Genomic DNA, 22,829 nt, shown 5'->3' with positions numbered 1-22,829 from the left:
GCAGACAGGGGCAGCACGGTACAGGCGCCGGCCACGGGTGCAGAGGGGCGCGCAGCTACTTCGTCCTCACGCACATCGGCAATTCTGCGGGGGTTGTCCCGCTTCAAGCCTGGGCGGAAAGCATTGCCTTCCACACCGCCGTTGGCCCCTCGGCTGGCCGCACAGCTTGCTGCCCTGGATCGGGTTGCGCGTACTGTGCCAATCTCTTCCATTCCAGTAGCCACATTGGTGCCGCCCAAAACTCTCGAGGCCGTTGCGCAGGATTGCGCGGTGCCAGTTGCAGGGCTGGAAGACCATCTCAAGGCACGCGTGCACGCGCTGTGCGAGGCCCCTGCGTTGGGCGGCGGCTCTCAGCCGCTCATGGACACGTTGTATAACTTGTTCCTGCTCAGCCGGCAGGCCGGGGCGCCAGCGTGGCTGCGCCATCTGCAGAATTTCGATACGTTCGTTGCGCACTTTTGCCCGCAGGCGAACCGCCTATTTCAGGCTGAGCTGATCGGTGCCGTGCAGGTGTTCATGCAGGTGCATCTTCCGCTTGAATTGCATCAGCGCGTGTCAGCAGCGGAGATCGAAGAGTTTGCTCTGCGCAAGCACGTGTATCGCGACCCGCAACGGTGGGTTGCACTGCCGGATGCGTGGGTCAGTGCTGCGGCGATCCATGAGGCGAGGCAGTTGCTTGCGCAGGGTTATCCGAATCCTCGGTCGTTGTTTGTGCATGGCACGGGGTCGGCTGTGTTACCCAGCATCGCGAAGGCTCGAGCCCTGTGGTCTGCGGCCAAGGTGCTCCGCAATGGAGGTGCAATTGTGTCCGGCGAGTTCGCCACCGTTATCGAGGCTCGGGATGGACAAACCTCAATGACCGGAGGTGTGTCTGGCCATCACAACGTTTTCACCTCTCGCGAGGGCTTGCAGTCCACCAGCTATACCACGCTGCGCTGGTTTGATGAGATGCGGCTGACGTTCGGGATCAGTGCGGAGCAGCAACAGGCCTATAACAGGACGCAGGGCCTCCGCTGCAACTATGACGATAGTGATGAGGGTATCCAGGTGGGTCCGGCAGTGCCGCTGGAAAACGTTGTGGCTATCTCGGCAGCCAAGGCCGACGAATCACGTGTGCGCAGCTGGATCGATGCGCATTGCCCGCACGCACAATTTGTCTCCTATGAGGCAGCCGCCTTGTTGGAATCCGAAGACCTGAAAGGCTTGATGCGCCCGAAGGACTGAGGACCGTGTTCAAAACCCTTGGGCTTGCGCCTCAATTGAATCGCCCCGTTTTTCCTACACACCGACGAGCCGTTGGGAATAGCGTTGTTCGAACTCTTTCGGCGCCAATCCGTTGGCGCTCGAATGACGCCGTGTTGGGTTGTAGAACATCTCGATGTAGTAGAAGACATCGGACTTGGCCTCCTGCCGGGGGGCATAGATTTTCCGGCGCATTCGCCCGCGCTTGAGCAGCTGGAGGAAGCTCTCTGCCACGGCGTTGTAGTATCCGACCCGCATTCAGACTGAGCAGGCCGCTACATGCGAGCGAGGCCACCGCAACGTTTTCGCCGCATCGGCCCTTCGGTGACGGCCCAACACCACAGAATGCGTTCTGGCCGCCATCCTTAGATTCGTGTCAAGAGATTCGGTGTTAAGACTTGCGTCGACACGCGCCGTGGGCGGATGAAAAAGATAGTGACTCGGGTTGCCACCCCACCAAGCGCAGCGAGCGCATACAGGCCACTTGCGTAGCTATTGGTGGCGCTCTTGAAGGTTCCGACCAGATAGGGGCCGGCAAATCCCCCGAGGTTGCCGATCGCATTGATGAACGCAATGCCTCCAGCGACTGCCTGGCCTCTCAGATACATGGAAGGCAGCGGCCAAAAGGGTCCCTTGCAGCCGAGAATGCCGACGGCCGCCACGCTCAAGGCAGCGATAGACCAGACCGATGTGCCCAATAGGCCAGCAGCAGCCAATCCGCTGGACGCCAGCACCATGGCCAGGGCCAAGAACCACCGCCGCTCGTTGAATCGATCGGATAGGTGTCCGATGGCAAGCATGCCGATGCAGCCTGCCACGTAGGGTATCGACGTCATCAACCCGACGTGCATCGTGCTGTAGCCCTGTGCCTTGATGATCTGGGGCAAAAAGAACGATAGTCCCAGGTTGGCCCCAACGGCGCAAAAGTACACAAATGCAAGCGTGAGCACGGTTGGATTGGTGAACGCTTGGCGCAGTGCGGAGATGTTGTCCCCGGCGGCGGCAGAAGTATCTTGCGCCAGCGCCTGCATGAGCCAAGCTTTCTCATGGGTCTCCAGCCAGCGTGCTTGCTCGGGACGGTCGGTAAGCAAGCGCAAGACGGCGAACGTTCCCAGCACGGCTGGCAAACCTTCGAGCAAGAAGAGCCATTGCCAGCCCTTGATGCCGAGCACGCCATCGCATTGCAGGATCAGCGTGGACAAGGGCGCGCCCACGGCAATCGAGATGGGAATCGCGAGACTGAAAGTTGCGATGATTCGTCCGCGATAACGCACGGGAAACCAGTAGGTCAGGTACAGGATGACGCCAGGAAAGAAGCCTGCTTCAGCAATGCCCAGCAAGAACCGAAGGACCAGGAAGCTGGTCGTGCCCTGGACCAGCGCCATTGCACAGGAGAGCAGCCCCCAGGTCAGCAAAATGCGCGCGATCCATCGACGCGCACCGAAGCGTGCCAACAGCAGATTGCTTGGAACCTCGAACAAGCAGTAGCCAAAGAAGAAGATGCCGGCGCCCAGCCCAAATGTGTAGGCAGTGAGCCCGATATCGTGGTTCATGGTCAGCGCCGCGAATCCAACATTGATGCGGTCAATGTAAGACACCACATAGAGGGCCATCAAAAGCGGGATTACGCGCCAAAAGATCTTGCGCATGACAGCTCTTTCGTCAGGCTGTTGCATATCGTCTCCTATTTGAATACCAAGCGGCTCTATGGCGGCCTATGAAAGGGCGCGGCCCGATGTGTTGGTGTTGCCAACACACAGTCTTAACAAAATCTGGACGGGGTGGGGCAAGGCTGCCGCATCAATGGCGTTTGCCTGGCAGCGGCAGGAATAGCCGGTCGCCATCAACCTGCCGCTGCCACCGTGTCGTGCCACCGCGGGCCCCCAGCTCATCGCGTAAATCGCTTCAGAGGTGGCACGGTTTCGCGCTTCGTGCCCATAGGTGCCCGACATGCCGCAGCAACCCGTGGGGAGAACGTCCAGGTGGGCTCCCAATGCTGAGAAAACGCGCTTCCAGTGTTCCATCGCACTAGGTGCGTTCGTGCGCTCGGTGCAATGTGGCAGCAGGAGATAGGGCTCAGCGTCAGACGCGACGCAAGCGCTGGCAGGCGCGAGTGTTTCGGCCAGCCATTCCTGCAGCAGTTGCACGCGTGGCGGCATCTCGTCGCCTAGGGCCTCCTTGTATTCGGAGCGATAGACCAACGTCATTGCTGGATCGATGCCAATCAATGGTGCTCGCGTGGCTTCAAGGCGCTTGAGCATGGCGGCGTTCTTCTGCGCGACGCGGCGGAATTGGTCAAGCAATCCATGGACATGAAGCGGCTTGCCACTGGGGCGATACGGCGCAAGCAGCGGCTGGAAACCGAGCTGATCAATCAGGCGCAGGGTGTCGAGCACCAGGTCGGTTTCAAAGTGGCTGGTGAACGCGTCTTGCACGAGAACGACTGGCTGTCGTCCCTCCGCTGCCGCAGCAGCGATGCTGGCTGGTGTTGCCATCGCGAAGCCGGCGCGGCTCGCTTCGGCCGCTAAGTCAATGCCACTCAGCGTCGGCACGTTGACCAGTCCGATACGGCGCAGCAGAAATTGCGCGGGGGCACTTGTCTGGAGCGTGTTCACCAGCCGAGGCGCGCGGGAAAGCCAAGGCAGCGCTGGCTCCAGAAAGGCTAGTAACCAATCCCTCACGGGGCGGAGATAACGCGTGTGGTATAGGGCCAGAAACTTGGCGCGAAAAGCAGGCACGTCAACTTTGACAGGGCATTGTCCGGCGCATGATTTGCATGCGAGGCAGGTGTCCATGGCTTCCTTCACCTCATGCGAGAAGTCATATCCGCCGTCGCGCTTGGCGAGCGTGTGCCTGATTTTTGCGGGGAGCGACGCGATTTGGCGTAAGGAGGACGCCGGCGTAGTGTGCAACTTGCTGGCGTGACCAGCTTGACTGATGAGATACAGCCATTCGCGTAGCAACGAGGCCCTGCCTTTGGGCGAGAAGCGGCGGTCCCGCAGCGCTTTCCACGACGGACACATCGCATCGTCGGCATCGAAATTGAAGCATGCGCCGTTGCCGTTGCAATGGAGGGAATCAGCGAAGGAGCGGCGTACCTCGATAGGGATGACCCGGTCGCGTTGTCCGCGCGTCGGCACCGCATCGAGCCGTGAGAGCGTCTGCGGCGCGGGAGCGGCAATCTTGCCAGGGTTAAATTGATTGTGCGGGTCGAAGACTGCCTTGATATCTTGCAGCCGGGAATATAGCGGGCCGAAGAACGCCGGCGCATACTCTGAGCGCAAGCCCTTGCCATGCTCGCCCCACAATACCCCCCCGTATTTGCGGGTCAGCCTCACCACCTCGTCGGTGATGGACCGGATGAGTCCCTCTTGCTCTGGGGCCTTCATATCGATGGCGGGCCGTACGTGTAGCACGCCAGCATCGGCGTGTCCGAACATGCCATAGGTGAGATTCTTGCCGTCAAGCAGTGCACGAAATTCGGCAATATAGTCGGCGAGGTTCTCGGGCGGCACAGCAGTATCTTCCACGAACGGGATTGGCCGCTTCTCGCCATGGAGCCGTCCCAGAAGGCCAACGGCGCGTTTGCGCATCGCCCAGATTAGCTCGACGTCGACATGGCCAGTGGCGACAGAATGGCCTAGGACGCCTGGAGCGCTGTCCACGCCAGATAACAGCCCGAGTGCCGTTTTCACAAACGTATCGAGCGTTGCTGGATCGTCCGCGGTGAATTCGATCAGATTGACGCCGTCAAGCTGCGCAGATGCATCCGGAAAGAAACGTTGGATTGCGGGCCACGTGCTATCTTCGCGCGCCAGACGCAGAACGACTGCATCGATGGCTTCGATTGATGTCGCGTTGAGGTTCAACAGCCGTGGCGCGTCGCGCAATGCGGCATCGAAGGTGGCATAGCTGACCACCACCAGTGCCGTGAACTTCGGGATGGGTAGCAGATTGAGCTTGGCCTCGGCGATGAAGCCCAGGCTACCCTCTGAGCCGCAGAGAATGCTGTTGAGATCGAAGCGACCGTGACTGTCGCGGATGTGTGCGAGGTCATAGCCCGTCAGGCAGCGATTCAGTTTCGGAAAGTGCCGATCGATTAGCACGGCGTCGCGCTTCTGAATCGCGTCGACAGTGCGGTGCACTTGCCCCACCAGATCGTGTCGGGCTTGGATGTTTTCTAGCTCAACGTCATCGAGCGGGGTGGAGGTCCAGAGTGTGCCATCGGCGAGCACGGAGGTCAGTTCCAGCACGTGGTCCCGTGTCTTCCCATACCGGCATGAGCCTTGTCCACTGGCGTCAGTGTTGACCATGCCGCCGATGGTGGCGCGATTGGAAGTGGAAAGCTCTGGTGCGAAGAACAGGCCGTAGGGCTTGAGCGCAGCCTCCAACTGGTCCTTAACGACACCGGCCTGTACACGTGCCCAACGCTGTTCAACGTTAACCTCAAGAATCTGGTTCATGTGGCGCGACAGGTCCACCACAACACCGTCTCCGAGCGATTGTCCGTTCGTGCCCGTGCCCCCCCCGCGCGGGAACAGTCGTACGGTACGGAACTGCGGATTGGATGCAAGTCGCACAATCCTGATCAAGTCTTGCCGGTTTCTCGGAAATACGGCGAGTGCCGGCAGGATCTGATAGATGGAGTTGTCGGTTGCGAGCGCGGTGCGGTCGGCGTGGCCATCACGGATTTCGCCTTCGAAGCCGTGCATCCGCAGCTCGGTCGCGAATTCCAGATAGAGACTGCCCACCTGGGGAAGGCGATCGAGACGCGGAATCATGAAGAGCTCCTTCAGGAAAATTCGGCTTGGGTGTGGGGGGCTCAGGAAATTTCCCGGCCCTTGGTTTCCGGCAGCAGAACAGCGGCCAGCAAAACGAGCAGGTATGCGCCGCCAGCGAACATGCCGATGGCAACGCCCAAGCCCTTTGTATTGGCTAGATAGCCGACCAGGCTGGGGAACAGCGCGCCGATACCGCGGCCGAAGTTGTAGGCGAACCCCTGGCCCGTTGCTCGCACGGCGGAGGGGAACAGCTCCGTCAAATAGGCCCCCATGCCGCTGAAGATGCCCGAGGCCGCAAAACCGAGCGGAAAGCCGAGGAACAGCATTTGCTCGTTTGAGAGCGGCACGCGTGTGTAGACGTAAATCGTGGCGCCAGAGAGCGCGGCAAAGATCAACAGATTGGCCCGACGACCGAGGCGGTCGGTCAGATAGGCGCCCACCAGATAGCCGAGGAACGAGCCGAGGATGATCACCAGCAGATATCCACCCGTGCCGATCACCGACAGATGGCGCTCGGTTTTCAGGAAGGTGGGCAGCCACGTGGTGACGGCGTAATAGCCGCCCTGTAAGCCGGTGCACAGCAACGCGGCTAACACTGTCGTCTTGAGCAGCGCTGGCGAGAAGATGGCCCAAGCAGACATTGGTGCCTTGCTATTCGCCTCCTGTTTTCGGGTACGCTGATACAACTCAGGCTCCGGCACATTCTTGCGAATGAACAGAACCAGCAGGGCGGGGATGATGCCGATCCAGAACAAGGTGCGCCACGCGTAGTCCTCGGGTAGCAGCGAAAATGCGGCCGTATAGACGACTGCCGCGACGGCCCAGCCTACGGCCCAACCGCTTTGCACCGTGCCGACTGCGCGGCCGCGGTATTCGGTGCGGACCATTTCTCCCATGAGCACGGAACCCACAGCCCATTCACCGCCGAAGCCCAAGCCCTGCAAGGCGCGCAGCACGAGGATCTCCTCAAAGCTCTGCGCAAAACCGATCAGCATGGTGCAAACCGAGAACCACAGAATCGTCGCCTGCAATACCCGCACGCGCCCGAAGCGGTCGGCCAGCATCCCCGCCAGCCAGCCGCCAACGGCTGAGAAGAGCAAGGTGACGGTCGCGAGCATGCCGGCTTGCCCCTTGTCGATGTGGAACAGTGCACCCAGCGTCGCGATGACGAAGGTGAACACCATGAAATCGAACGCATCGAGCGCCCAACCGCCGAATGCGGCGACGAAGGTGCGCCGTTCAGTGGGGCTCATTTGTCGATACCAGCTCATTTGTGGGTCTCCTCGTTTGTGTTTGTGCAATCGGTCAGTGCCGTACCTGGCGCGTTAGGGAAAGCCGTACAGGCGGGCAGGGTTGCTGACCAGGATGCGACGGCGGGTTTCGGGATCGGGCGCCCATTGGGCTAGCAGGTTCAGCAATCGCCCTGAGTCCGGCGTGCGGCTTTGCGAAACGTGCGGCCAATCGCTACCCCAGACCATCCGGTCGGGGGCGTCCTCAATCAGCGCTTGAGCGAAGGGCGCGACGTCTTCGAAAGTTTGGAAGTGGTCGCTGATCCGATAAGCTCCGGAGAGCTTCACCCAATAGCCGTGGTCGGTCACGAGGCGCCGCAGGGCAGTGAAGCCGGGGGCATCAAGCCCATCTGCGACCGGCATGTGGCCAAGGTGGTCGACCACACCAGGAACGGGCAGTTTGACCATGCGCGGCATGAGCTCAGGCAGATCACGCACGTCCATCAGGAACTGCATGTGCCATCCGAGATGCTTGATGCGCTGGGCCAGTTGCTCCATCGCCGCAAAGCCGACGCCGCCGCCAAACAATACGTTGATCCGCAGCCCGCGTACGCCTACCGCGTGCAGGTCTTCCAGCTCACGGTCGGAGATGTCGGGTGACACGACAGCAATGCCGCGCAAGCGGTTCGGGTGGCGTTGCAGCACTTCGACCATGTAACGGTTGTCCGCGCCATACACGCTGATCTGTACCAGCACCCCGTACGTCATGCGCAACGCATCCAGCATTGCCAGATATTTGTCTTCCGGGGCGGGGGGCGGCGTATAGCTGCGCCCAGCCACCATGGGGTACCCAGGTGTGCCGGCGATGACGTGCGCATGGGTATCGACCGCACCGACTGGCACATCGAAGGCGGGTGGTTCGATCGCGTCTTGCGCGGGCGCGCATAGCGGTGCCGAGGCAAGATCGGCGGGATCGTTCATTTGTCTTCCTCCTCGAGGTGGGCCACGGAGCTTGGGGTGCGACCGGATTTCCGGTAGGCACCTGACTCTCTGACTGCTACGTTAAATGCATGTGGCGCTAGTCTAGGGGGCGATTGAGGTGGTAAAAAGCGTATTGTTTTTTGGATAAACATGAGTTTTATGAATGAATCCCCGTACGCTGACCCCTTCCATGTCGCTCCTGCTGGCGTTTGAGGCGTCGGCCCGACATCAGAGTTACACCCGCGCAGCCGAAGAGCTATCGTTGACCCAAAGCGCGGTCAGCCGGCAAGTGCAGGCGCTAGAAGATCTACTGGAAGTGCGGCTGTTTCTGCGCAAAGGGCGGCGCATTGAGCTGACCGATGTGGGCCGCATGTACATGCGCGAAGTCGGTAGCGCGATTGCATCGATTCGCAATGCGACGATGCAAGCCATCGCCTACCGTTCGGGCGGCGGCGTCCTCAATCTGGCGGTGTTACCGACCTTTGGCGCTCGTTGGCTGATGCCGCGCTTACATTCGTTTTATGCAGCGAATCCGAGCGTGATCGTGCATATGCATTCCAGAATCGGTGCGTTCGATCTCGAAACGGCCGGGATGGATGCGGTCATTGGCGTTGGCAGCGGTGAGTTGCCCGGCTTGGTGTCTCATCGCTTGTTGGAGGAGGAACTCGTTCTTGTCGCCAGCCCTGAGCTGCTGGCAAGGCACCCGATCGCGTCGCCGATGGATCTAGGGTCACTACTGCTGCTGCGGGTCGCTACCCGGCCGAACATCTGGGGCGAGTGGTTTAGCGCTGGCAACGTGAAGCTGCGCGGCGCTCACTTCGGGCCGACTTTCGAATTGACGTCGCATTTGATTCAAGCGGTGGCGACGGGTATTGGAGTTGGCCTCGTGCCGCGATGCCTAGTGGAAGACGAGTTGCAATCTGGCAAGCTTGTTGTGCCTTTTGCCTTCCCGTACTTTAGCGGGCTCTGGTATTGCTTTGCTTACCCCGCCAACAAGGCTGAACTTCCCTCGGTTGCAGCCTTTCGCGAGTGGCTTTTGGCAATCAATCAATAGGAGTGGTCGCGCAGAATGTTGACGCGCTCGCCGATAGAGTCATGCTGGCTTCCAAGTGCATGCCAGCAGTTCTGGCGAATACGCCAACTGATGCCGCTCACACTCACTTCTATTGCGGGCCCCGTCGGGATATTGCCCTGATCAAAGGCCGGAAACTGAAGCCGTACCAAGCGTCCATTGGCTAAGTCACCAGGGGCAAGCGAGTCGGGTATGCGTCGGCACTGGCGAAGATGGGGAGTCAGCTCGAAATGGCTATGTGACAGGGCAGGCCATCAACGTGAACGGCGGCTGGTACATGGGGGGGGGAGAACGGTAATTGCTCCAGCGCACGTCACTGCAGACCCTTGGCTAGCCGCAACGCGGACATCAGTGTGGCATGCTCACCCACTGCGTTGGCCAGCACAAGAATGAGTCGGGCGTTGAGAGCTTCGCTTTGCGCATCATCCAGATCGCGATGCGCGTCGATCAGCGCTTCGTAGAAGTCATCAGGTCGCTCCAGCTTGTTGAGCGTTTCGAAAGTCATGTAGGTTCCTAATAGGCGTCGCCGCAGCCCTGCAGCAGCAGGTAGGTTTTCATGCCGCTGATGTCAAGGCTTTGCTGGCTCTGCCATGCGTGTGTCCCAATGCACGGTAGATCGATTCCTCCACGGCACCTGCATCGAGTTCGCGCCATCGGGCGCACACATGTTGATCGGGGCGAATCAAATATGCTGATCCGGGCTGCAGAGCGTAGCGCGCCTGCACAAGGTCAGTGCTGTCATGAAGCGCTACCACGCCGTCGTATTTGGACCCAGTCGCAGGTGCGGAAGCAGGCAGGATAGAAACGATTCGAAGGTCTGGATGGGTCTGCCGCACATGCTTCAAGCTTGCGTTGGCCTCTGCATCCAAGTCACCGTAGATGAGTAGGGTCATTTCACTACCGAGGTGGGGAAGCAGCCATGTATCCACCCCGCGGCTCCTGACTGGCGCATCGATGCAGGCTGTGCCGGGAACGAGACCACCGTCAAACGGCACGGTATCCGCTGTATTCAGCGGTGAATTCGACAGCACGCATGGGACTGATAACCGGCCGCTGTTGACCAGTCGGTGCGCAAATTGGTGCTCCTGTGCCAGCGTTAGCGCAGCATCCCGGAATACTCGGCTGACGCGGCTTTTTGGCGTGATGAAATCCGTGGCACGGGTGGAGTTGAGAATGTTCTCGTCGGCGGCGAATTCGCGTTCGCTCGCGTACGTGTCGAGCAGCGCCTGCGGCGCCTTGCCATGGAGAACGTAGGCGAGTTTCCATGCAACGTTTTCCGCATCCTGCACGCCACTGTTTGCTCCCCGCGCACCGAACGGCGATACCCCATGCGCGGAATCGCCCGCGAACAGAACATTGCCGTGGCGGAAGCTCTCCATGCGCAGGCAGGAGAAGGTGTACACACTGGCCCATTCCAGAGTAAAGCGCGCATCAGACCCGAGCAGGGCTTGCACGCGAGGGATGATCTGCTCGGGTTGCCGTTCAACCTCCGGATCGGCATCCCAGCCTAGCTGGAAATCGATACGCCAGACGTTGTCGGGTTGCCGGTGCAGCAGGACCGATTGATTCGGGTGGAAGGGCGGGTCGAACCAGAACCAGCGCTCACTGGGGAAATCCGCTTCCATCTTGACGTCTGCAATGAGGAAGCGATCGCGGAACGTGCGGCCCTTGCTTTCGAGACCCAACAGTTTTCGTATCGGGCTACGCGCACCATCTGCGGCCACCACGTATTGCGCCTGCACGCTGTAAATCCCATCTGGCGTGTCGACTTGCAGCGTCACGGACGAAACATCCTGCGCGACTCCGATCACTCGATTCTTCCAACGGATCTCAAGGTTCGGCAGTTCACGTGCTCGGTCGAAGAGATAGCCCTCCACGTAGTACTGCTGCAAGTTGATGAATGCGGGGCGGCGATGCCCTTGTTCAGGAAGCAGATCGAAGGCATACAGTTGCTGATCTCGCAGGAACACCTTTCCGACGTTCCAGCTAACCCCCTTGTCAGCCATCCGGTCACCGCATCCAAGGCGATCGAAGATGTCGAGTGTGCGCTTGGCAAAGCAAATGGCGCGGGACCCTGCTGAAAGGGTATTGTCATCGTCCAGCAAAACCACCGGGACGCCGTATTGGGCGAGGTCGATGGCTGTGGCGAGGCCGACCGGGCCAGCTCCGACCACAATGACTGGATGTGTCGCATTGCTAGGCGCATCCTGGTCACTGCAGCGGGAGTAGGCCAGGGACAAGGTTTGATAGTCAGTCGTCATCATGAGGTTTCCGTCCATGGATCGGCATGGCCGAGGTGTTCAGCCCTGGAGCGCTGCCCACATTTCCTTGTCGCGCTGCGCCGTCCAGATCCGGGGGTGCTTGATGCCAGCGGCTTCGTCGAATGCGCGGGTGACGTCGAACGGCAAGCAGTGCTCATAGATGAAGACGTGGCCGAACTTGGGGTCCATGTGCTTGCGGGTCAACTGCATCGCACCCTTGAGATCCAGCTTTTGTTCGACAGCTCTTTTGCCAGCGTCCAACAGCGTGGTCACAAAATCGCGTGTGTAGGCGATGCCATCGCGGACTTGGGTCGAGGTGACCAGTGCAGGCCCGCGACCTGGAACGAGTTTTTCGGCATTGAGTTCGGACAACGCATCCAGTGTCGCCGGCCACTCGGCGAGCTGGGCATCGCCGCAATAGCAGGCTGCGTCGTATTCGACCAGGTCGCCGGAGAAGAGCACCTTTTGCGACGGCAGCCACACCACCGTATCGCCCTTGGTATGACCGGCGCCCAAATGTGCAATACGGACCTCGAGCTTGCCGAGGAATAGTGTCAGCTCATTTTCGAAGACGAGCGTCGGCCAAGTCAGCCCCGGTACCGTTTCCACGCCCGCAAACAAGCGCGGGAAGCGCTCAATCTCGGACTTCATGTCCGCCTCGCCACGCTCCTGGATCAATTCGTAGGTGCCGCGACTGGCGATGATCTGCTGTGCGCCCTCGGCAAAGTATGCGGAAGCACCCAGCACGCGCACTGCGTGGTAGTGGGAGAGCACGACGTACTTGATCGGCTTGTCCGTAACTGACCGGATCCTTGCGATGAGGTCTTGCGCCATCGCGGGCGTTGCCGTGGCGTCGATAATCAGGACGCCATCTTCCCCGATGATGACGCCGGAGTTGGGATCGCCCTCGGCCGTGTACGCGTAGGCGTTTTCGGAGAGCTGGGTAAAGGTGATCTTCTTTTCTTCAAGATCGGCTTGCGATGCAAATGCCTTCGTCGTCATGGGGCAGCCTCGTCGGTTGATTTGCGCGCCGCTTCCGCTTAGCGGAGCGCCAGACACGCTCTTACGTTGTCGTTACCTCACCGCCTGGGTCTCGAGCCAGGCTGGCATGCTGTGAAATTTGGCGCTGGCTTTATGTCACGCTCGCGATTCGAGTACGGCGAACGATGCCACGGCCTCTGCGATCGGCTGCGTGCGCTGCGCGTCGTAGAGTTCTGCGCGGACAAACGCCACGCGTCCGCCCACCCGCGATGCAGATGCCTCAACCTCATAGTCGCCAATCTGCGCCGGCGCCTGCATGTTGACCGTCAGGCTGATCGTTGCGCAGGTCTTGCCGGCTGGTAGCTTGGACAGGACGGCGAAGGCCATGGCGAAATCCAGCATCGACGTCAACGTCCCGCCTGCTACGACGCCGTTTCCTTGAAGCGAATCGGCGGGCGCGGAGAAGCGGACCGTCACGTCTCCCGGCTCCCCACAGATGAACCGCGCCTGAAGTGCCTCAAGCGCGGGGCTCGTACACAACGCTACGTCAGCGCGTTCGCCCGCAATGAGTGCGTGGATGAGCGCGCGATCAGGGTTGTCGATAACGGCGTCGCGAGCTTCGGTTGCAATCGTCATGCTGGTAACACGCACAGCTGACGTTGAGTGCCAAGCCCTTCGATGCAGGCTTCCATGACATCGCCTTCGCGCAGGAAGCGGTTGTAGTGCGTTCCGTTGCCTGCTGGGGAGCCGGTGCAGATGACGTCCCCGGGGAGCAGGCGGCTGTAGCGGGAGATGTATTCGATCTGCCGCTCGATACCGAAGAGCATGTCTGCGGTGGTTTCGTTCTGCATCACTTGGCCGGATACCGACAGGCGCAGCGCCAGGGTGTGAGGATCGGGCACAAACTGCCGGGGTACGAGGTAGGGTCCCATCGGCAGAAAGCCGGGTTGGCCTTTAGAGCGCAGCCAATCCGTGCCCAACATCTTGTAGTCGGTGCGCGGAATCAGGTCTCTGGCGGAAATGTCGTTGACGATCGTGAACCCGGCAACATGCTCCATCGCCCGCTCAACGGGAATCTGATAGCCGCCGCGACCGATCACGACGGCGAGTTCCAACTCCCAATCCGGCTTCGTCGTGGTAGGCGGCAGAACCAGATCGTCGAATGGCCCCGAAATGGCGGAAACGGGTTTCGTGAAGACATAGGGGTCGCCATTGGCCACGCGTGCGTCCATCATGTTCTCGGCCCACGCACGCAGCCCCGCCTCATCCAGGCCTTCCGGGCCGATCTTGGAGTCAACCGTCAGGTCGACGACATGCTTGCGGTAGTTGGCGCCCGTGCAGAACACTTGCCGAGGGAGGTCAACCGGAGCGTGGGTCTGGACTTCCTCAAGGGCGAACCAATGCACGCCCGAACGAGGGGCTTCGGCGACTTGGTCAAGTAGAGGAAGAATGTTGGCCCACCGATCCAGCAGCGTCAGAACGCTGGTGTTCCGCAGTGGTTCCAGCGCCGAGCTACCTTGCGCAAGGTCGTTCAGCGCCGCGACGCGGTTGTCGATGACCAGACCGGCGAAACGCTCACCAGGCTGGCCAGAGAATGTTCCCAAAGCGTAGTGCTTCATTGCTCGTCCTTTGAGGGCTGCGGTAGCAGCGATTCGTCCACGATGGTTGCGTATTGCTCGCTCGAGCCTGGCAGGCCAAGCGCTTTCCGATGCGATATCAGCAGCGCGATGCCGGACGCGTCAGGTCGTAGCGATGCGGGCGCCGACGCGAGCATCGCGGTGACGGCGGGCGGAGGGAGGCCAGCATCTGTGAGCACGTTTTTTGCCCATTCGCCTTGCTCTCGCATGGCAACGCGAGCTCGTTCGAGATCGTTTAGCCATTCGGCCACGCTGAGACGAGCAGCTTCGTTCGCGCTCCGGATGACGACGCCCTGGCCCGGAAACGCCGGATAGTGTCCCTGTACCGTCGCTACCAGTGATTGCCCTTGCGCCAAGGCTAGCGCATCGAACGGGGGGCCAAGCAGGGTGGCATCTCCGGCGGCAGACAACAGTGCGTCGAAGCGCTCTTTCACGCCGCCAACAGGTGTGAGGCGATACTGGTCTGCCCCAAGCCCCGCCTCATGAAGCATGGCTTTGAGCGCAATGACAAAGCCGTTATCAGGGGAGTCGACAAGGATGTTGGCATCGGCCAGTGCATTCAGCGACGTCACCCCGGGGCGGCCGACCAGCGCCAGTGGCGTCGTGCGTTCAATTTGCGCGACCACGCGAAAGTCGTGCGGCCCAGGGCGCTGATTCCACGCAAGCACGTTGTCGATGGCGGTCACCGCCACATCGACCTCACCCGCCACGAGAGCTTCGTACTGCGCGTCTGACGAAGGGTTGCGGCTGGCTGATAGTTGCCGGCCAGCAGACGAGGGAAGGGCGGCGGCAATCGTCGCCAGTGCAGGGGGAACGAACCACATGGCCCGTAGGGCATTTGTCTCCATGTTCACTCTTTGATTTTGAGGTTTTTTAAATTAAAGAACGAAGCGTTTCGTTTTGTCAAGGACGGCAGGCGGAGGTGATGGCCATATTCGGGGAAACGAGCGGTTGACATTGGAAAATTTGGCGCGCAATGTTTCGATACGAATCGACTCGAAATAAGGAGACAAGTGATGGATTCAGTGTTGGAGCAAAGCGCATCCAATGAGCCCACTGCTGCGGTGATCCGACCTGTACGGCGCATCGTGACGGGCGAAAACGCAGAAGGGAGGTCGTACTTCGTCTCGGACGGCCCCACGCCCAACCAGTCGGTCAAGCCGGGGTTGCCCACAGCGCAAGTCCCTTGGATTACGGGTGAAGGGCGGGCACAGGGGGCGGAGCCGGCGCCGGCAGGCCACGCGTGTGGCTTCCATTCAAAGGGCGGCTCGCTGCTGCGTATCGTCGATTTTCCGCCGGATGCGGCGTACAACGAAGCGCAGCTGCACGCGTTTCTCGATGCAAACGGCGTGCGCGACACGGCTGGAAAGCCGCGCCATTTCTGGTTCCACAAGACGGAATCGTTGGACTACGCCATCGTCCTGGAAGGTGAAATCTGGGCGCTGATGGACGAGGGCGAAACGCTGATGCGTCCCGGTGACGTCCTCATCCAGCGCGCAACCAACCACAGTTGGTCGAACCGCTCCGACAAGCCATGCCGCATGGCCTTTGTGCTGCTGGACATTCCCGTGGGGGAACCGCTGTGAGAAAGGTCATCATCACGTGCGCAGTGACCGGTGGCGCGCACACGCCTTCAATGTCAGAGCATCTTCCGGTGACGCCGGAGCAGATCGCTCAGCAGTCGATCGAAGCCATCGAAGCGGGTGCATCGATCGTCCATCTGCATGCGCGCGATCCAAACAATGGGCGTCCCAGCGGAGATCCGGCGATCTTTCGGGAGTTTGTCGCCCCCATCAAGAACGCCACTGACGCCGTCATCAACATTTCAACGGGCGGAGGTGGGCCCAACATGCCCATTGACGAGCGCGCGGAAGCCGGGCGTGTGCTGCGTCCTGAAATGTGCTCGTTGAACATGGGGTCGCTCAACCTTGTGCTTTCCGAGATGGCGGAGCGCAAGCGCGAATGGAAGCATGAGTGGGAGGAACCGTTCCTGCGCGGAACGCGTGGCCTGATCTTCCGGAACACCTACGAAGACATCGAGTGGATTCTCGAGAACATCGGTAACCAGGGTGGCACGCGGTTCGAGTTCGAGTGCTACGACATCGGGCACCTCTACACCCTGCAGTACTTCGTCGAACGGGGTCTGATCAAGGGGCCGCTGTTCATCCAGTCCGTGTTCGGTTTGCGCGGTGGAATCGGCGCACACGCGGAGGACATCCTGCACCACAAGCGTACGGCAGACCGCTTGTTTGGCGATGCCTACCACTGGTCCGTGCTGGCAGCGGGGCGCCATCAGATGCCGGTTGCCACCATGTCTAGTCTCATGGGTGGCAATGTGCGTGTGGGCCTTGAAGACAGCCTGTATATCGGGCACGGCCAACTTGCGCAGACGAATGCCGAGCAGGTTCGAAAGATCCGCCGCATCCTCGAAGAACTCGGAATGGCGATTGCCACGCCGGACGATGTTCGCGACATGCTCGGATTGAAGGGGCGAAACGAAGTGAATTTCTAGGCGTATCAACGCAGAAGGCGACGCAATGCGTCGCCTTCGTGTCATGTCTGTCGCCTCAACTCTGCTGCTACGGCGATCTGTTTTAACGAGCCGCGGTTGTCTTGCGAGAAGCCTGGCGCGCCGACGTGGTTTTCTTAGCAGTGGCGCCCAGCGCCGGCACCTCGGCGCCCAACAGCGAGTATGCATAGCTGATGTGTTCGCGGGCGAATTCCTCGTCAAGCGGTGCGTGTCCCAACAGTAGCCGCATGTAGACGGGCGCGTACAGAAGGTCGCTTAAGGTCTCGATGTTGTTCGGGGCAGGAATGGTCGCTTCCTTGCGCCATGCTTCCAGCATTTCGCGCACAACGGCGCGGCGGCCGTAATGAAAGCGCTCCCGAAATTCACGGAGTACGGCCGGGTCCGACTGGCCCTCGCCAATGATCTGCGCAACGATCTTCCCGGACCATCCAGCGTATTCGTGAATGAGCGAATGCAGATGCCGCGCAATCGCTGTTGCCGGCGGTACGTCCCGCGGCATCGGCGTCTTCACGACGTGATGCTCCATAAAGGCATCGATTACCACGTGAGCCTTGGAGTCCCACCAGCGATAGATCGTCGCCTTGCCCACACCGGCTTCACGAGCAATGCCTTCGATGCTGATCGATTGCACCGACTGCTGTTCGAGCAGGCGGACCGTTGCCGCGAGAATCTGCGATCGGGTCACCTCGCTACGCGGGCGTCCGACGGCGCGTCGGAGCCGCGTTGCCGGCATTGCTTGGGTTTCAGCCATGACGATGATTGCCCTCGTGTTGTCTGGTTGCCTTGCGCATTATAAGTCAATGCGTCTCATAATTTGGTGGTGCGACCGCAGGGCGAACACGGATGGCTCGAATAAGCCGAAGCGGCGACTGCCTGGCAGTCGCGCCGCGTCGGGGTTTTACATGAACGGTTTGCGCTCCGGCGGCCACCACAAACCATTTTGCGGTTGCCCCATCCGATTGCGGAGGGTGCCGATGCCGCCCACCTCCAGTTCGACCACGTCGCCCGGCTGCAGCTTGCGCCCAAGCTCGAGCGCCGATCCGCCGCCCATCGTGCCGGAACCAATGACGTCGCCGGGCTCCAGTGTTTCCCCAAGGCTGACCCAGGCGATCAATTCTTCGACCGTCCACAGCTTGTTGGCACTCGTCCCCTTGCCCCAAGTCTGTCCATTGACGCGGACCTCCATTGGAATGGCGTCCAAGTCTTCGAACTCATCGATTGTCGTGATCCAGGGGCCGATGCCATAGGCAAAATCCTTGCACTTCGTCGGCCCCATCTGGATGGGCATTTCGACGGCTTGCCGGTCTCGGGCGCTGAAGTCGTTGAAGATCGTGATACCGAAGAGGTAATCACGCGCGGTTTCCGGCCGAAGATTGCCACCGCGGCGGCCGATCACGTAGCCAAGCTCGAGCTCGTAATCCATATGGTCGATGTAGCCGGGCCAAGGCACGTCAGCCTCGTGGCCGATGACGGTGTGGGGCGTGCCCTTGAAGTAGCCTGGCACCTTGAGCAGGCTTGGGGTTGGGGCGTGGCCGATCTTTTCGTGGAATCCCTTGATATGCCCGACGAAGGTCAGGCCATCACGCACGACCGACGGGTCGGAGGCGCCCAGCCAAGCCACTTGGCTGATGTCGAGCGACGCCTCATCGCGTCGTTCGGCGTCAACGCTGCGAGCCCCCTCCAGGAACACATCTGCCAGTGCAATGGCGGCCGACATGCTCTCCGGGAACAGTGCCCCCGCCAGGCGGTTGGCGGCCTCGGGCGTTGCCCCTTGCTGGCGTAGCGCCAGGCTCTTTGCCTTTTTCAGGTCAATGACGCGACCTTCTTCAGGAAGAACGAGCACGAGGCGCGCGACGTCGCCGTCCGGACCTGGTATCGCAATTCGACCCAACTTCATCTTCAGACTCCAAAAAGTTGTTGTGATGCGACCGATGGTCCGGCTGCCTCACGATAGGGTGGTTGTGGAGTTGAATAATCTATACGGACCGTATCGTTTGTCAATACGAGGGTTTTTCCTGATGAAATTGCCGAGATTTGCGGGTTTTCGACCCTTGCTGTTGACGCAATGCCGTCTTAATATGATCCACGTCGTATCGTTATATGTTCGATTAGCAAACGAGCGAGCATCCATCCCAACACAGCACGGCAGGACCATGAAGATTCTCGGACCGGACATCCTTGTATTTGGCGTTGATGATGTCAACGCATGCGGGCAGTTTCTTGTTGACTACGGCCTGGAGGCCAAGGGGAATGATTTCTTCGCCGCACTGGACGGCACGGGAGTCCAACTCAAGCACCGAACGGATTCGAGTCTCCCGGCATGGTCCCTGCCGACGGCAAACCAACTGCGCAAGACGGTCTACGGCGTGGCAGATGCGGCGGTGCTAGACGGCATCGAGAGCGAGTTGAAGCAAGACCGGGAAGTGCGACGGCTGGCGGATGGTTCGCTCGAATCGGTGGACGACGCCGGATTTGCACTCGGCTTTCAAGTGACGATTCGTCGCGCGATTGATCTGCCTGCCGAAGTGGTCAATGCACCGGGTGACGCGCATCGTGGCGTCAATGTGACGGCCGCGACGACGGATCTCAATGCGCCGCCCCCGCGGCCGCGCTCGTTGTCGCACGTGGTCTACTTCGTGCCGGATACCGACAAGGCTGAGGCCTTCTATGTCAATCGCCTGGGCTTCCGGGTCAGTGACCGCTTTGTCGGTATGGGGCCGTTCCTGCGCCCCGCTGGCACCTTGGACCATCACACGCTGTTCTTCATCCAGACGCCCCCGGCGCTGCAAGGGTGCGAACACTTTACGTTTCACATGGGCGGGCCGACGGAAGTGCTGCGTGCGGGTGAGGCCTTCATTGCCAAGGGGTATGAATCGTTCTGGGGCCCGGGCCGCCATCGCTTTGGCTCAAACTGGTTCTGGTATTTCAATGCGCCCATGGGTTGCCACATCGAGTACGACGCCGATATGGACTTGCACGACGACACCTGGGTGCCACGCGTTGCGCCAGGGATTGTTGATAACTCGCAATTGTTCCTGTTCACCCGTCGCGAGAAGTGGGCGCCCGGCGGCCCGCCGCCGTCAAAGGCATAGGTCACCATGACGGCAGGGCAGGAAAGCATGGGGCCATGGATACCGCTCTGCCGGCTAGATCAACTGCCGTCACCCGATCGGGCGCGCGGCTTCGATCTGGAAGGCCAGGGCAGTGACCAGCTCTTTGTCGTACACAAGGCGGGCTGCTTGCGCGCCTATCTCAACTCTTGCCCACATTGGCCCACGGCCACGTTGCCCTGGCGAAAGGATGCCTATCTGGACACGATGGGCGACTACATCATGTGCCATGGCCATGGAGCGCGCTTCACCATCGAGAGTGGTGAGTGTGTCAGCGGGCCGTGTGTTGGACAGCGCCTCACGGCCGTTGCTCTGAAGATGGAAGAGGGGGTCGTATGGATTCGAAGGCCAACGCTCCAACAGTGCACCGGCGTGGGTACGCACATAGGAGCCGACGACTCCGTCGTTGCCTGGGGCCCTGCAAGGCCGACTCGATAAGCAAGACGAACCGGGCTCGCACGCAAGGGACTGCGTGCGGCAACGCCCACCAAACGACGTCCCAATAGGGGAGTTCATCGATACCACGCACTCCGCTAGTATTTTTAAATACGATACGTATAGATAATTAAAGGCGCGCCTAGGAAGTGTCGAGACTCGAACCGGCACCCAGGCGCAGACCAACAAAAGGAGGAGACATCATGAATTGGAAAATCAAGCTGGCTACGGCAGCCGTGGCAACGGCAGGCGCGGTGCAACCGGCGCTGGCGCTGGAAAACGGAACCACGAGCTACCCCAACGGGCTCATGACCGTGATGAGTGGTTTGCTGGGTGACCCGGGAACCTACGCCTACACCTACAACAAGTTCGTCGACATCAAGTCGTTGCGGGACTCGAACGGCAATGGAACGCCGCCAGGCGCGAACGGCAGTTTGCAAGCGCACTCACTTCGCGTCGTACACGTCTTTGATGGTCCCAAATTCCTTGGAGCCGACATTGCCCTGCAGGCAGCGATCCCGTATGTGGATGGCACACTGAACCTGCCGTCGTTCGGCATTTCGGGTGGTGGACGAGGTTTTGGCGACCCGCTGTTCGGCATCATGCTGGGTTGGAAATCGCCGACCTTCCTGCAGACGCTTGAGCTCGATCCGGTCTTGCGAACGGGCTCCTACGACCAGAATCGGTTGTTCAACCCGGGCAACAATGCCAACACGCTGTACTTGGCCTATTCCTTTACCTGGTTCGCGACGCGCGAACTGGAGGTCAGCTCCAAGATCAACGTCAACTTCAGCGGCCGCAATCCGGCGACCGATTATCAGTCCGGTATCCAGGTGGTCGCTGACTACGGGATCAGCTACCACCTGAACCGATCGTGGCTCGTAGGCATTGGTGGGTTCCTCGCCACGCAGCTCACCGACGATAAGCAGCACGGTGCGCCGGCGTTTGGCGACGGCCATCGCACGCGCGCCATGACGATTGGTCCGCAAGTCGGTTACGGCGTCCAGGGTTGGGGGGCCTTCCTTAGCTGGCAGCGGAACATCTATGCCCGCAATACCACCAGCGGCGACACCGTGTGGCTTAACGCCTACTACAAATTCTAAGAATCCTCTGCGGGGGCGCGCTGGTGATAACACAGTGCGCATCCTCGACTAGCAGGTTACTGAACGCTTCGGCACTAAGTCCGCACGCCGATGAGCTCGCCGGGCTGTCGCGTTGCGCGGCCCGCCCTCGGCAGATTAGAAGAGTCTGGAGACAACATGGAACCCACTTCGCTCGAAGCACAGCCCACCCGGGTTGCCACCAATGCGCATGGCTGGCTTCTGATGGCGAGTTGCTGGCTTTCGTCGACCGGCGCCGTATTGATCGCACCGGTATTGCCACTCATGCAGCGCCACTATGCGTCGGTACCGAACGCAGAGGTACTGACGGTGATCGCCTTGGTCATTCCAGCCTTGATGATTGCCCTCTTCAGTCCTCTGGTCGGTTCGCTCGTTGACCTGTTTGGCCGGAAGCGCCTCTACATGGTCGCCGTGACGGTCTACGCGATCGCAGGCATTCTGCCATTCTGGTTGACGGATCTGTACGCAATCGTCGCATCGCGCGCCGCCATCGGACTTGCGGAAGCCGCCATCGCAACGATTGCCACGGCATTGGTGGCCAACTATTTCTCAGGCGTCCAACGGCAGAAGTGGCTGACGATGCAACATGCTTCCGCATCAGTTGTTGCCGCGATCATGTTCATCGTTGGCGGGGCCCTAGGCAGTCTGGCAGCGGGCTGGCGCACGCCATTTCTCGTGTATGGAAGCGCGATCCTCTTTCTGCCGCTGATCGCAGTCATGATTTGGGAGCCTCAGGAGTCGGCTCCCAGCACGACCTCAGCAGAAAAGCTGCCATTTCCATGGCGCGAGATCGGACCGCTGTGTGCCTTGATCCTGTTTGCGTCGATTTTGTTCTTCATCGTTCCGGTTCAAATCAGCTTCTTGCTCAGCGCACGCGGCGTCACTGAGCCCGCGGTGCTGGGTATTGGAGGCGCCATCGCCAACGCAGGCATCCCAGTTGGTTCGTTCCTGTTCCACCGGTTCGCGCGTGTTGCGATCAATCGGCTGCTGGTGGTCGCCTTTGGTCTGTTTGCGCTCGGGTTATTCGCGATTGCATCGCTGCCCGATGTCAATGCAACAATCGCAGGAGCATTTGTCGCGGCCGCTGGCGGTGGTATCGCTCTCCCGTTGCTGGGCACCTGGACGTTGTCACGCGTGCCATTTGCTCAAAGTGGTCGGGCAACTGGAGGATACATGGGCTCATTTTTTCTGGGCAACTTCCTGAGCCCGCTCGTCGTGGGTGCGGCGACTAAGGCTGCCGGAGGGCTCGTTCCGGCCATCGGGATGCTGGCTGTCGTTTGTGCCGTTGTCACGATTGCAGCATTGGCTCTGACATTGGCTCACCGGGGCCCTACGCAGTCGGTCCATGCGGTGCAGGCCAACCGGGTACTGGCCGACTAGCGTGGATGTTCAGGGGAACCTGGTATTTGGCACCTTTCCCTTTGAATGGGCATGGCCAGCGCTGCTGGG

Annotated in this window: 20 protein-coding genes and 1 pseudogene; 8 read left to right on the top strand and 13 right to left on the bottom strand. The window is 60.4% G+C overall.

The window, feature by feature from the left end:
* Positions 1-195: 195 nt before the first annotated feature.
* Entirely contained in the window at positions 196-1,224 is a 1,029-nt protein-coding gene (locus ACS7SF_RS00400) for a hypothetical protein (protein WP_439891176.1), read from the top strand.
* A 54-nt stretch (positions 1,225-1,278) separates the two neighbouring features.
* Here the strand turns inward: ACS7SF_RS00400 and ACS7SF_RS00395 are convergent.
* The 5 genes and pseudogenes from ACS7SF_RS00395 to ACS7SF_RS00375 all read right to left on the bottom strand — a co-directional run.
* Positions 1,279-1,482: pseudogene (locus ACS7SF_RS00395) on the bottom strand (IS3 family transposase); the annotation flags it as partial.
* 125 nt (positions 1,483-1,607) lie between these two features.
* Positions 1,608-2,918, bottom strand: coding sequence for an MFS transporter (locus ACS7SF_RS00390; RefSeq protein WP_439891175.1), 1,311 nt, complete (start codon positions 2,916-2,918; stop codon positions 1,608-1,610).
* Between the two features lie 39 nt (positions 2,919-2,957).
* The gene (ydiJ, locus tag ACS7SF_RS00385; protein WP_439891174.1) at positions 2,958-6,023 is read right to left on the bottom strand and encodes a D-2-hydroxyglutarate dehydrogenase YdiJ; all 3,066 of its coding nucleotides are present in this window, start codon (positions 6,021-6,023) and stop codon (positions 2,958-2,960) included.
* Between the two features lie 41 nt (positions 6,024-6,064).
* Positions 6,065-7,294: an MFS transporter gene (locus tag ACS7SF_RS00380; RefSeq protein WP_439891173.1), complete on the bottom strand. Its 1,230-nt coding sequence runs from the start codon at positions 7,292-7,294 to the stop codon at positions 6,065-6,067.
* Positions 7,295-7,348: 54 nt separating this feature from the next.
* Positions 7,349-8,233: an amidohydrolase family protein gene (locus tag ACS7SF_RS00375; protein WP_439891172.1), complete on the bottom strand. Its 885-nt coding sequence runs from the start codon at positions 8,231-8,233 to the stop codon at positions 7,349-7,351.
* Positions 8,234-8,423: 190 nt separating this feature from the next.
* On the opposite strand from ACS7SF_RS00375, the gene ACS7SF_RS00370 reads away from it, so the two are divergent.
* Complete coding sequence (locus ACS7SF_RS00370; RefSeq protein WP_439891171.1) at positions 8,424-9,287, top strand: LysR substrate-binding domain-containing protein; 864 nt, start codon at positions 8,424-8,426, stop codon at positions 9,285-9,287.
* Positions 9,288-9,618: 331 nt separating this feature from the next.
* Here the strand turns inward: ACS7SF_RS00370 and ACS7SF_RS00365 are convergent, their stop codons facing one another.
* The 6 genes from ACS7SF_RS00365 to ACS7SF_RS00340 all read right to left on the bottom strand — a co-directional run bounded on the left by ACS7SF_RS00365 (position 9,619) and on the right by ACS7SF_RS00340 (position 15,032).
* The gene (locus ACS7SF_RS00365) at positions 9,619-9,810 is read right to left on the bottom strand and encodes a DUF2783 domain-containing protein (RefSeq protein WP_439891170.1); all 192 of its coding nucleotides are present in this window, start codon (positions 9,808-9,810) and stop codon (positions 9,619-9,621) included.
* A gap of 49 nt (positions 9,811-9,859) precedes the next feature.
* Positions 9,860-11,569 carry an FAD-dependent oxidoreductase gene (locus ACS7SF_RS00360; protein ID WP_439891169.1) on the bottom strand — a complete coding sequence of 570 codons (1,710 nt, stop codon included), beginning with the start codon at positions 11,567-11,569 and terminating at the stop codon, positions 9,860-9,862.
* A gap of 36 nt (positions 11,570-11,605) precedes the next feature.
* Positions 11,606-12,568: an MBL fold metallo-hydrolase gene (locus tag ACS7SF_RS00355; RefSeq protein WP_439891168.1), complete on the bottom strand. Its 963-nt coding sequence runs from the start codon at positions 12,566-12,568 to the stop codon at positions 11,606-11,608.
* Between the two features lie 135 nt (positions 12,569-12,703).
* On the bottom strand, positions 12,704-13,183 hold the full coding sequence (locus tag ACS7SF_RS00350) for a PaaI family thioesterase (protein WP_439891167.1): 480 nt from the start codon (positions 13,181-13,183) through the stop codon (positions 12,704-12,706).
* A complete protein-coding gene (locus ACS7SF_RS00345) occupies positions 13,180-14,166 on the bottom strand; it encodes a fumarylacetoacetate hydrolase family protein (protein WP_439891166.1) in 987 nt (328 codons plus the stop codon). The genes ACS7SF_RS00350 and ACS7SF_RS00345 overlap by 4 nt, the downstream gene beginning before the upstream one ends.
* Positions 14,163-15,032: an ABC transporter substrate-binding protein gene (locus ACS7SF_RS00340; RefSeq protein WP_439891165.1), complete on the bottom strand. Its 870-nt coding sequence runs from the start codon at positions 15,030-15,032 to the stop codon at positions 14,163-14,165. The genes ACS7SF_RS00345 and ACS7SF_RS00340 overlap by 4 nt, the downstream gene beginning before the upstream one ends.
* 168 nt (positions 15,033-15,200) lie before the next feature.
* On the opposite strand from ACS7SF_RS00340, the gene ACS7SF_RS00335 reads away from it, so the two are divergent.
* On the top strand, positions 15,201-15,770 hold the full coding sequence (locus tag ACS7SF_RS00335) for a cupin domain-containing protein (RefSeq protein ID WP_439891164.1): 570 nt from the start codon (positions 15,201-15,203) through the stop codon (positions 15,768-15,770).
* Between the two features lie 50 nt (positions 15,771-15,820).
* On the top strand, positions 15,821-16,696 hold the full coding sequence (locus ACS7SF_RS00330; protein ID WP_439891163.1) for a 3-keto-5-aminohexanoate cleavage protein: 876 nt from the start codon (positions 15,821-15,823) through the stop codon (positions 16,694-16,696).
* A gap of 82 nt (positions 16,697-16,778) precedes the next feature.
* Here ACS7SF_RS00330 and ACS7SF_RS00325 read toward each other — a convergent pair whose 3' ends face one another.
* Entirely contained in the window at positions 16,779-17,465 is a 687-nt protein-coding gene (locus ACS7SF_RS00325) for a TetR/AcrR family transcriptional regulator (RefSeq protein ID WP_439891162.1), read from the bottom strand.
* A gap of 147 nt (positions 17,466-17,612) precedes the next feature.
* Entirely contained in the window at positions 17,613-18,611 is a 999-nt protein-coding gene (locus tag ACS7SF_RS00320) for a fumarylacetoacetate hydrolase family protein (protein WP_439891161.1), read from the bottom strand.
* Positions 18,612-18,867: 256 nt separating this feature from the next.
* Between ACS7SF_RS00320 and ACS7SF_RS00315 the strand changes: the two genes are divergently transcribed.
* The 4 genes from ACS7SF_RS00315 (at position 18,868) to ACS7SF_RS00300 (ending at position 22,760) form a co-directional block, all read left to right on the top strand.
* Positions 18,868-19,806 (top strand): VOC family protein, encoded by a 939-nt coding sequence (locus tag ACS7SF_RS00315; protein WP_439891160.1) that lies wholly within the window; start codon positions 18,868-18,870, stop codon positions 19,804-19,806.
* Between the two features lie 6 nt (positions 19,807-19,812).
* Positions 19,813-20,262, top strand: coding sequence for a Rieske (2Fe-2S) protein (locus tag ACS7SF_RS00310; RefSeq protein WP_439891159.1), 450 nt, complete (start codon positions 19,813-19,815; stop codon positions 20,260-20,262).
* A gap of 200 nt (positions 20,263-20,462) precedes the next feature.
* A complete protein-coding gene (locus ACS7SF_RS00305; RefSeq protein ID WP_439891158.1) occupies positions 20,463-21,362 on the top strand; it encodes a SphA family protein in 900 nt (299 codons plus the stop codon).
* 156 nt (positions 21,363-21,518) lie between these two features.
* Complete coding sequence (locus tag ACS7SF_RS00300; RefSeq protein WP_439891157.1) at positions 21,519-22,760, top strand: MFS transporter; 1,242 nt, start codon at positions 21,519-21,521, stop codon at positions 22,758-22,760.
* The last annotated feature ends 69 nt before the right edge of the window (positions 22,761-22,829 follow it).

This window comes from Ralstonia sp. 25C (assembly GCF_051904805.1).
GTDB lineage: Bacteria > Pseudomonadota > Gammaproteobacteria > Burkholderiales > Burkholderiaceae > Ralstonia.
Note: the sequence above shows the minus strand (reverse complement) of the source record. Positions and strands in the feature narration are given on the sequence as shown.